The 9,408-nt window shown below is 72.3% G+C and carries 10 protein-coding genes; 4 read left to right on the top strand and 6 right to left on the bottom strand.

The features are described from left to right. The coding region (locus ACZ6ZR_RS38000; RefSeq protein WP_465650516.1) for a hypothetical protein at positions 1 to 262 on the top strand (262 nt) is incomplete at its 5' end. A gap of 151 nt (positions 263 to 413) precedes the next feature. On the opposite strand, the gene ACZ6ZR_RS38005 is transcribed toward ACZ6ZR_RS38000, so the two are convergent. After that, the gene (locus tag ACZ6ZR_RS38005; RefSeq protein ID WP_465650518.1) at positions 414 to 1,418 is read right to left on the bottom strand and encodes a stage II sporulation protein M; all 1,005 of its coding nucleotides are present in this window, start codon (positions 1,416 to 1,418) and stop codon (positions 414 to 416) included. Positions 1,419 to 1,566: 148 nt separating this feature from the next. Between ACZ6ZR_RS38005 and ACZ6ZR_RS38010 the strand changes: the two genes are divergently transcribed. Continuing rightward, positions 1,567 to 2,580: an RDD family protein gene (locus ACZ6ZR_RS38010; RefSeq protein ID WP_465650520.1), complete on the top strand. Its 1,014-nt coding sequence runs from the start codon at positions 1,567 to 1,569 to the stop codon at positions 2,578 to 2,580. On the opposite strand, the gene ACZ6ZR_RS38015 is transcribed toward ACZ6ZR_RS38010, so the two are convergent. Continuing rightward, positions 2,577 to 3,209, bottom strand: a complete 633-nt coding sequence (locus ACZ6ZR_RS38015; RefSeq protein ID WP_465650522.1) for a hypothetical protein — start codon at positions 3,207 to 3,209, stop codon at positions 2,577 to 2,579. The genes ACZ6ZR_RS38010 and ACZ6ZR_RS38015 overlap by 4 nt on opposite strands. Positions 3,210 to 3,300: 91 nt before the next feature. Between ACZ6ZR_RS38015 and ACZ6ZR_RS38020 the strand changes: the two genes are divergently transcribed. Both ACZ6ZR_RS38020 and ACZ6ZR_RS38025 read left to right on the top strand, forming a co-directional pair. After that, positions 3,301 to 3,819, top strand: a complete 519-nt coding sequence (locus tag ACZ6ZR_RS38020; RefSeq protein ID WP_465650524.1) for a SigE family RNA polymerase sigma factor — start codon at positions 3,301 to 3,303, stop codon at positions 3,817 to 3,819. Next, positions 3,819 to 4,835 carry a hypothetical protein gene (locus ACZ6ZR_RS38025; protein WP_465650526.1) on the top strand — a complete coding sequence of 339 codons (1,017 nt, stop codon included), beginning with the start codon at positions 3,819 to 3,821 and terminating at the stop codon, positions 4,833 to 4,835. The genes ACZ6ZR_RS38020 and ACZ6ZR_RS38025 overlap by 1 nt, the downstream gene beginning before the upstream one ends. 67 nt (positions 4,836 to 4,902) lie before the next feature. On the opposite strand, the gene ahcY is transcribed toward ACZ6ZR_RS38025, so the two are convergent. The 4 genes from ahcY to ACZ6ZR_RS38045 all read right to left on the bottom strand — a co-directional run bounded on the left by ahcY (position 4,903) and on the right by ACZ6ZR_RS38045 (position 9,221). Next, on the bottom strand, positions 4,903 to 6,336 hold the full coding sequence (gene ahcY / locus ACZ6ZR_RS38030) for an adenosylhomocysteinase (RefSeq protein WP_465650528.1): 1,434 nt from the start codon (positions 6,334 to 6,336) through the stop codon (positions 4,903 to 4,905). 267 nt (positions 6,337 to 6,603) lie between these two features. Next, complete coding sequence (locus ACZ6ZR_RS38035) at positions 6,604 to 7,569, bottom strand: cation diffusion facilitator family transporter (protein WP_465650530.1); 966 nt, start codon at positions 7,567 to 7,569, stop codon at positions 6,604 to 6,606. A 132-nt stretch (positions 7,570 to 7,701) separates the two neighbouring features. Further along, a complete protein-coding gene (locus ACZ6ZR_RS38040; protein WP_465650532.1) occupies positions 7,702 to 8,919 on the bottom strand; it encodes an SIS domain-containing protein in 1,218 nt (405 codons plus the stop codon). A 116-nt stretch (positions 8,920 to 9,035) separates the two neighbouring features. Continuing rightward, positions 9,036 to 9,221, bottom strand: a complete 186-nt coding sequence (locus ACZ6ZR_RS38045) for a Trm112 family protein (RefSeq protein WP_465650534.1) — start codon at positions 9,219 to 9,221, stop codon at positions 9,036 to 9,038. Positions 9,222 to 9,408 lie beyond the last annotated feature (187 nt).

The raw sequence follows: 9,408 nt of genomic DNA on the forward strand, positions 1-9,408 counted from the left end.
CCACCAAACGGTGAGGCCGGGGATGTCAACATATCTGGCGTTGACTTTTGGCACGCTGTTGAGTTCTCAAGGAACGGTCACTTCCTTCAGGCCGCTTTCCAGCGGGCCCTCCGGGCGCTTCGTTCTTTCGTGTTTCCCAGCCTATCAGACCATTTTCGGCCGTTTTACCGGCTTCATTCGTTCTGAATTCCCGCTGGGAGGGATTCGCCGATTCGAACGGGCACCTTTCGGCGCTCACCGCTTCGTCTTGGCGTTGTCGTAGACGTTAACGTCTGACCGCGACCTTTGTCCAGTCGCTCTCAACCGTTCAAACCTACTCGCGTACTCCGACCGAGTCAACGGTTTTTGTGCGCTGATCATGAGACTACCAGGTCAGAGGGGTCACTCCTGACCACCGGCAGGCGCCGCGCCGGTCACGCGGCGACCGGGTGACGGTCCTCGCGGTCGGTCGCTTCGAGGTCGCCGGACTCGCCGGTGGCTGCGGCTCGGCGGCCGAGGACGAGGGCGTAGAGGAGGAAGAGGACCTCGGCGACGGCGCCGATGGTGATGCGGGCCCAGGTGGGGAGGGGGGACGGGGTGATGAAGGCTTCGAGCAGGCCGCTGATGAACAGGACGACGGTGAGGCCGACGGCCATGCCGATGACGGCGCGGCCCTCCTCGGCCAGGGCGGTGAGGCGGGGGCGGGGGCCGGGGTCGATGACGGTCCAGCCGAGGCGCAGGCCCAGGCCGGCGGCGACGAAGACGGCGGTCAGTTCGAGGAGGCCGTGCGGGAGGAGGAGGCCTAGGAAGAAGTCGAGGCGGCCGGCGGAGGACATCAGGCCGAGGGCGATGCCGAGGTTCATCACGTTGCTGGCCAGGACCCAGAGGACCGGGAGGCCGAGCAGGACGCCGAAGATCAGGCACTGGGCGGCGATCCAGGCGTTGTTGGTCCACACCTGGGCGGCGAAGGAGGTGGCGGGGTGGTCGGAGTAGTAGGTCTCGTACTGGCCGCCCTCCTTGGTCATCTCGTGCAGGCCCTCGGGGGCGATGATCGAGTCGCGGACCTCGGGGTGGGTGGAGACCCACCAGGCGATCAGGGCGGAGAGCAGGATCGAGAGGACCGCGATCGGTATCCACCAGCGGCGGGACCGGTACAGGGCGGCCGGGAAGCTGACGGCGAAGTACCGGCCGGCGTCGCGCCAGGAGGAGGAGCGGCGGCCGGTGACGGCGCTGCGGGCGCGGGCCACCAGGGTGGTGAGGCGGCCGACCAGGGTGGGGTCGGGGGCGGTGGACTGGACCTGGGCCAGGTGGCTGGTGGCGCGCTGGTAGAGGGTGACGAGTTCGTCGGCCTCTTCTCCGGTGAGGCGGCGGCGCTTGCTCAGGGCCTCCAGCCGGTGCCACTCCGCCTGGTGGGCGGCGACGAAGACGTCCAGGTCCATGGGGAGGCTCTCCTGCTGGGCGGCGGGTGGTCGGGCGGGTCGGGGCTCAGCATGCCAGAGGGGTGGGCCGCCCTTCCTGTGGGTTCCGGCGGGCCGTATGTTGGCGGACTGTTGGCGGAGCGGCAGTGGGAACGGGCGGGGGACGGCAGTGAGCGAACTGGTCACGGGCGAGGCGGTGGTGCTCGGGCTGCGGTCCGCCAAGCTGCCGAGCCGGATGCTGGCGATCGGGCTGGACCTGTTCGCCCAGTTGCTGCTGATGATCGCGCTGCTGTTCGCGTCGGCGTTCATGGTCAGTGAGGTGGACGACGCGGCCGGTGCCGCGATCGGGCTCGGGCTCATGGTGTTCTGCCTGGTGATCCTGCCGGTGCTGGTGGAGACGCTCTCCCGGGGGCGCTCGCTGGGGAAGCTGGCGCTCGGGCTGCGGGTGGTGCGGACGGACGGCGGGCCGGTGCGGTTCCGGCACTCGCTGGTGCGCGGGCTGGTCGGGTTCGTCGAGCTGCCGATGCTGATGGGGGTGCCGGCGCTGATCTGCTCGATGGTCTCGCCGGAGGGGCGTCGGCTCGGCGACGTGTTCGCGGGGACGCTGGTGGTCCGGGAGCGGGTGCCGGGTGCGGGCGGGGGACGGGACGCGCTGCCGCCGGTGCCGCCGGAGCTGCTGGCGGGGATCGGCAGCGGGCTGGTCTCGCTCGACCTGTCGGCGGTGCCGGACCCGCTCTGGCTGGCGATCCGTCAGTACCTGAGCCGGATCGGGCAGTTGGACCCGGCGGTTGGCTTCGGGATGGCGCAGCGGCTGGCCGGGGACCTGGTGGCGTACACCGGGCAGGCGGCGCCGCAGGGCGTGCATCCGGCGCAGTACCTCGGGGCGGTGCTGGTGGAGCGTCAGCGCCGGGACTGGGAGCGGTCGACGGCCGCGCAGGCGCAGTACGGGCAGCCGGTGGTGCAGCACCCGCCGGCGCAGCACGGGCAGCAGGCGCAGGGCTGGCAGCCGGTGCAGGGCGGGCAGCCGGTGCGGCAGCCGTTGGAGCGGGCTCGGCGGTACGAGGCCCCGGTCGCTCCTCCCCCGGTGGCTCCGGCGCCCGCCGCGCCCCCGGTGCAGGCGCCCGTGCAGGCACAGGTGCAGGCGGGTCCTGCGGCTGAGGATGGGTTCGCTCCGCCCGCCTAGGGCGTGTACTCGGTGGGCCACTGGTTGGGCGGGGACTCGAGCTCTTCGAGGTCGATGCCCGGGGCGTCCAGGACGACGTCGCCGGCCAGGTGGACGACCTGCTGTTCGCCGGTCTCCAGGTCGGCCACCTGGTAGCGCTCGACCCGGAGGGGGCCGGTGTCGGTGAGGTGGGTGTCGACGGCTTCGAGGAGCCAGCCCTGGTCGAAGGTGCGGGGGGCCAGGACCGGGTCGGTGAACGAGACCAGGCGCAGGCGGGCCGAGGCCCCGGGCTCCAGGCGGAGCAGCCGGGCGGTGGCGATCAGGAAGGCCGGGGAGGATCCGGCGAAGGTGTGGGCCCGGTCGTGGCCCTCGGCGGCGTCGGTGCCGGAGCCGTCGGCGGCGGTGCGGACCCAGCTGACGCCGTCGAGCGCGCCGCCGCGGACCTGCCAGCCGCCGGAGCGGAGTTCGAGGCGGAGCGGGCGGTTGCGGGAGTCGAGGGTGAGGTCCGCGGTGCGGAGCACGGCACCCTCGGGGGCGTAGGTCTTGGAGACGTAGCGCCAGCCGGCCGGGCCGGGGGCGCAGCTGAAGCGTTCCTCGCCGAGCGGGGTGCCGTCGTGCGGGTCGGTGAGTGAGTAGCGGCCGTTCGGCATGGGGGAAGCCTACGTGCAACCTTTCCGGAGCCCGGCCGCATCAGGGGGTTGACGGTGCGACGGGCACCGTCGGACGGGAAGAGGTGGGGCGATGGCGGCGCAGTCGCGCGACGCCGGGTTCACCGAGTACGTGGCTTCGAGGTCGGGGTGGCTGCGCAAGGTGGCATACCTGCTCTGTGCGGACTGGCACCGGGCGGACGATCTGGTGCAGGAGAGCATCACCAAGCTGTACGTGCACTGGGCGAAGGCCCAGCGGGCCGAGAACCTGGACGGCTACGCCCGGACGGTGCTGGTGAACACCTTCCTGGCCGAGCAGCGCACGGCGTGGTGGAGGCGGACCTCGCGGAGCGGGGCGGTGCCGGAGGGAGCCTGGCCGGCGGGCGGGGATCCTGACGCCTCGTTGGACCTGCGGCGGGCCCTGGCCGCGCTGCCGCCCAGGCAGCGGGCCGCGGTGGTGCTGCGCTACTACTGCGACCTGACGGTGGACCAGACCGCGGATGAGCTCGGGTGTTCGGCCGGAAACGTCAAGAGCCAGACCTCGCGCGGACTCGACGCGCTGAGGCGGACGCTCGGGGCCGGCCCCTTCGGTGCACCGGGAGGAGTGGCGTGATGAGCGGTGAGGAGCAGTTGGCTACGCGGCTGGCGGAGCTGGCGGAGGCGCCGGCCCCGGAGACGGTGGTGAACGTGGACCTGGCCCGGACGGTGGGGCGCAGGCGGCTGCGGCGTCGGCGGGTGGCCGGGGCGGCGGCGGGGGCGGCGGTCCTGGTGGTGGCCGGTCTGCTGGGGAGCGGGCTGCGCGGCGGGGGCGACGGGGCTCCGCTGCCGGCGGTCAGCCCGACCGTGCGGCCGGGCTCGCTGGTCTCGGACGTGCGGTTCGGCTGGCTGCCGGACGACGCGACGGGGAACCGCGGGTTCCGGGTCGAGGGCGGCCGGGCGGTCGCGACGGCCACGATGGGCGAGAACCCGCGCCCGACCTACTCGGTGCTGCTGACCCCAGAGGGGTCCGCACCGGGGGACCGGCTCGGGAGCCACTCCGGCGTGCCGCTGGAGGTGCGGGACGCCCCGAAGGTGAACGGCCGTCCGGCGTCCTGGCTCCACCTGGAGAGCTTCACCGGTTCGACGGAGCGGACCTACCTGATCCGCTGGCAGGTACCGGGCGGGCGGTGGGCCGAGCTGACCGCGGAGAACCTACCGGACACGCCGGAGTCGGAGCGGACGGTGCTGAAGGTCGCCTCGGGCGTGGTCTTCGGGGCGGCGGAGGTCCCGCTGCCGGTGCGCTTCGGCGAGGTCGGCGGCCCGGTCCGGCCCCTCGACGCGGAGCTGACCCGGTATTCGGGCCTCTACGCGGGGACCTGGTCGCTGGGCGTGAAGGCCGAGGTCGGCGGACGGGTGATGTGGGTGGAGGTACGGCGGAGCCTGCCGCGGCCGAGCCCGTCACCGGTGGTCCCGGGTTCGCGGGACGACGTGCCCAGCGGTCCGATCCTGCCGTACAACGCCGAGTGCCGGGTGGAGGGGGAGTACGTGGTCTGCGCCGCCGTCGCGGGGGTCATGGAGCCGTCCGACGCGGACCGGGCGTACTCCCGGACGGTGCTGGGCGGGATCGAGGCGGACCGCAGCTTCCGATAGCGGATACGCCCGTGCGGCCGGTGCCACGGGGGCACCGGCCGCACGGCCGTTCAGCGCTGACGCGGGATCAGTAGCGGTACTGCTCCGGCTTGTACGGGCCCTCGACCGGGACGCCGATGTAGTCGGCCTGCTCGGAGGTGAGGGTGGTGAGCTTGACGCCGAGGGCGTCGAGGTGGAGGCGGGCGACCTTCTCGTCCAGGTGCTTGGGCAGGACGTAGACGCCGACCGGGTACTGCGAGGTCTTGGTGAAGAGCTCGATCTGCGCGATGGTCTGGTTCGCGAAGGAGTTCGACATCACGAAGGACGGGTGGCCGGTCGCGTTGCCGAGGTTCAGCAGACGGCCCTCGGACAGCATGATGATGGTGTGGCCGTCCGCGAAACGCCACTCGTGGACCTGCGGCTTGACCTCGGTCTTCACGATGCCGGGGAGCTTCGAGAGACCGGCGATGTCGATCTCGTTGTCGAAGTGGCCGATGTTGCCGACGATCGCCTGGTGCTTCATCTGCTCCATGTGCTTGGCAAGGATGATGTCCTTGTTGCCCGTGGTGGTGATGAAGATGTCGGCGATCGAGACGACCTCCTCCAGGGTGGTGACCTGGTAGCCGTCCATCGCGGCCTGGAGGGCGCAGATCGGGTCGATCTCGGTGACGATGACCCGGGCGCCCTGGCCGCGGAGCGACTCGGCGCAGCCCTTGCCGACGTCGCCGTAGCCGGCGACGACCGCGACCTTGCCGCCGATCAGGACGTCGGTGGCGCGGTTGATGCCGTCGATCAGGGAGTGGCGGCAGCCGTACTTGTTGTCGAACTTCGACTTGGTGACGGCGTCGTTGACGTTGATGGCCGGGAACAGCAGCTTGCCGTCGCGGTGCATCTCGTACAGGCGGTGCACGCCGGTGGTGGTCTCCTCGGTGACGCCCTTGATGGTGGCCGCCATCTCGGTCCACTTGGAGGGGGCGTCCTTGAGGGTGCGGTTGAGCACCTCGAGGATCAGGCGGTACTCCTCGTTGTCCGCGGTGGACGGGTCCGGGGCCTCGCCGGCCTTCTCGAACTCGACGCCCTTGTGGATCAGGAGGGTGGCGTCACCGCCGTCGTCCAGGATCATGTTCGGGGTCTGGCCGTTCGGCCAGGTGAGCGCCTGCTCGGTGCACCACCAGTACTCCTCCAGCGTCTCGCCCTTCCAGGCGAAGACCGGGACGCCCTGCGGGTCCTCGGCGGTGCCGTTCGGGCCGACCGCGATGGCGGCGGCCGCGTGGTCCTGGGTGGAGAAGATGTTGCAGGAGCACCAGCGGACCTCGGCACCGAGGGCGGTGAGGGTCTCGATCAGCACGGCGGTCTGCACGGTCATGTGCAGCGAGCCGGTGATGCGGGCGCCGGCCAGCGGCTGCGTGGCGGCGTACTCCCGGCGGATCGACATCAGACCGGGCATCTCGTGCTCGGCGAGCTGGATCTCCTTGCGGCCGAACGGGGCCAGGGAGAGGTCGGCGACCTTGAAGTCGGACATGTCTGCGTGCTCCTCGCGGGTGCGGGTCGTTTACGGGTGTGCTGAGCGGCGGGGCGCCCGACGGGACACGGGGCTCCGCTGCTTCGGCACAATCCGTCGGAGGACCTCTCTCCCTCGACCGGACCGCCCGGCTCTGCCGGTGGCGCCGATCGACCGCCATCAGCAGCGACGATTTGGCTCTGCTGACGAATCTACACCGGCGGAGTGATCGCACGGGATTCGTTCGAGCGGATTCGGCCGTTCCCGGGACGCGGTGCTGACGGTGCGTCAGTGCGACGGGCCGCCCGGGGTGGCCTCGCGGTCGGGGCCGGCGGCCTCCTTCTCGGCGGAGTAGATGTCCGGCTCGAGGTAGATGACGCGGGCGATCGGGACGGCCTTGCGGACCCGGGCCTCGGCCAGGTCGATGGCCTGTGCCACCTGGGCGGCGCTGTCCTCGGCGTTGACGCCGATCTTGGCCGCGACCAGCAGTTCCTCGGGGCCGAGGTGCAGGGTGCGCATGTGGATGATGCGGGTGACCGAATCGTGGTCCACCAGGGCGGCGCGGATCTTGGCGACCTCGGTCTTGTCGGCGGACTCGCCGATCAGCAGCGAGCGGGTCTCCAGGGCCAGCACCACGGCGATCGCGATCAGCAGCACGCCGATGGAGAGGGTGCCGATGCCGTCCCAGACGCCGTCACCGGTGATCACGGTGAGCCCGACGCCGAACAGGGCGAGCACCAGGCCGATCAGCGCGCCGAAGTCCTCCAGCAGCACCACCGGCAGCTCCGGGGCCTTGGCCCGGCGGATGTACTCGATCCAGCCGAGCGCGCCCTTGGACTTCTTGCCCTCGCTGATCGCGGTGTAGAAGGACCAGCTCTCCGCGGCGATCGCGAAGACCAGCACGCCGACGGCCCAGTACCAGCCGTCCAGCTCGTGCGGGTGGCGGATCTTCGACACGCCCTCGTAGACGGCGAACAGGCCACCGACCGCGAACAGCACGATGGAGACCACGAAGGCGTAGATGTACCGCTCGCGGCCGTAGCCGAAGGGGTGTTCCTCGTCCGCCTCGCGCGCCGCCCGCTTGCTGCCGACCAGCAGCAGCACCTGGTTGCCGGAGTCGGCGACGGAGTGCACGCCCTCGGCCAGCATCGAGGAGGAGCCGGTGAAGGCGAAGGCGGTGAACTTGCTCACCGCGATCGCCAGGTTCGCGGACAGTGCCGCGACCAGGGCCTTCGTACCGCCTTCGGTGCTCATGCTGGGATGGGGTCCCTCCGACTGGGCCGGTACCCCTGCACCGGCCGACGCTCAGCTCTGTCGAGCGCACACAGTATCCCGATCGGGCGGGGGAGCTGAGGCGCGGTCAGCAGGTGGGCGGGCGCGTCGCGTTCACTGCTGGGTGGCGGCGAGGCCGAGGTAGACGGCGGCGAAGTCGGTGAGGGCGGTCAGTTCGGCGAGGGCGTGCAGCGGGTCGGCGAGCACGGTGCGGTACTCGGTGAAGCGGACGCCGTGCGACTCGGCCAGGCGGTGGGCGCGGCGGACCGGGTGGCTGGGCTCGGCGAAGCCGTTCTCCTCCTCCTCGGCCGGATCGGCGGCGCGTCCCGGGGTCTGACGGAGCAGCAGCACCTGGAGCAGCAGCGGGTCCTGCTCCTCGACCCGGTCGCGGAAGAAGTCGTCGGGGTCGGCCCCGGAGCCGAACTGGCCGACGAACATGCCCCGGTGGGCGGTGAGCACCTGCGGCAGCGCCCCGGGCAGCGCGGGGCGCCCGGCCCGGTCGGCCAGCATGGCGGCGAACCGCCCGGCCACGGCGGCGGCCACCGGGCCGTCGGTCCACAGCAGCGGGACGGTGCCGGAGAGTTGGGCGGCCAGGTCCTTGGCCGGATTGCTGTACGCGGCGGCGTCCGGGCGGCAGCGAACGGCCACCTCGTCCAGCCGGTCGGCGACGCCCTGGAGCGAGCCGGCCGGGAGCTGGGTGACGCCGAGCTTCTCGGTGAGGGCCAGCAGCGGGAGCAGCATGGCCCAGAGCGCGCCCGGGTCGAGGGCGGGCAGGTCGGGCTCCTCGGCCTCGTGGTCATCCTCGACGGTGGTCGGCACGTACGGCAGCGGCAGGCCGCGGACCTGGCGGGCGGCCTCGGTCAGCGGGCTCTCCGACGGGGCGATCACCACCACCGTGCAGCCGCGCGCGTACGCCTGCTCGGCCAGGCCGACCAGGCCCTCCTCGCGGCCGTCGGCGGAGGCGATCACCAGCAGGTCGAGCGGGCCGACCCAGCCGGGCAGCTGCCAGCGCAGGCCGGCGGTGAACGGCGGAGCGGCCACGGTCCGGTCGCGCGGGGCGGGCTCGGCGTCGACCGGCGGGAGCGGGAGCACCTGGGTGGACTCGACCGCGAGCGCGGCCAGCGCCGGGCCGACGGCGAGGGCGCTGCCGTAGCCGGCCACCAGCAGGGAGCGCGGGCGGCCGTCGGGGCGCAGCACCGCGATCCCGGCCTCGTCGGCCAGTCGCAGGGCGTTGCGGACCCGGGCCCCGGCGCCGGCCAGCGCGAGCAGCGCGTGGTCGCGGTCGGCGCGCTGGAGGGCGGCCGGGTCGTCGAGCAGGACGTCGTCGATCATGCGGCTGGCCTCCGGCCTCGCGCTGGACGGACGGTGGGGTCGGTCGGGAGGTACGGGGTGCGCCCGGGAGCGGGCGCAGGGGTGCCCGGGCGGCGCCGGGCGGGACTGACGGGGCGTCAGGAGGGGCGGCGGGCCTCGTCCACCAGGAGCACCGGGATGCCGTCGCGGACCGGGTAGACCAGGCCGCAGGTCTTACCGGTGCAGCGCAGCTCGTGCGCCTCGCCCTGGGTCTGCTCCTCAAGGGCCGAGTGGCACTCCGGGCAGACCAGGATCTCCAGCAGGAAGGACGGCAGGTTGCTCATGGGGTGTCAGGCTCCTGGATGCGGTGGGGTACGGCGCCGGTACAGCGGTGCCCCGGCCGGTGGCAACCTTACCGGCCGGGGCTGGCGCTGGTGGTGTCAGGCGCGGACGATGCCCAGGACGGTGTCGCGGATCTGGGTCATGGTCGGCTCGTCCTTGGCCTCGACGTTCAGGCGCAGCAGCGGTTCG

The organism is Kitasatospora sp. NPDC088742, assembly GCF_055584905.1.

Bases quoted from the DNA above. Each gene is read 5' to 3' on its own strand.
- ACZ6ZR_RS38045 (WP_465650534.1), bottom strand. From the start codon at position 9,221: ATGAGCAACCTGCCGTCCTTCCTGCTGGAGATCCTGGTCTGCCCGGAG.
- ACZ6ZR_RS38005 (WP_465650518.1), bottom strand. From the start codon at position 1,418: ATGGACCTGGACGTCTTCGTCGCCGCCCACCAGGCGGAGTGGCACCGG.
- ahcY (WP_465650528.1), bottom strand. From the start codon at position 6,336: ATGTCCGACTTCAAGGTCGCCGACCTCTCCCTGGCCCCGTTCGGCCGC.
- ACZ6ZR_RS38020 (WP_465650524.1), top strand. From the start codon at position 3,301: ATGGCGGCGCAGTCGCGCGACGCCGGGTTCACCGAGTACGTGGCTTCG.
- ACZ6ZR_RS38025 (WP_465650526.1), top strand. From the start codon at position 3,819: ATGAGCGGTGAGGAGCAGTTGGCTACGCGGCTGGCGGAGCTGGCGGAG.
- ACZ6ZR_RS38015 (WP_465650522.1), bottom strand. From the start codon at position 3,209: ATGCCGAACGGCCGCTACTCACTCACCGACCCGCACGACGGCACCCCG.
- ACZ6ZR_RS38035 (WP_465650530.1), bottom strand. From the start codon at position 7,569: ATGAGCACCGAAGGCGGTACGAAGGCCCTGGTCGCGGCACTGTCCGCG.
- ACZ6ZR_RS38040 (WP_465650532.1), bottom strand. From the start codon at position 8,919: ATGATCGACGACGTCCTGCTCGACGACCCGGCCGCCCTCCAGCGCGCC.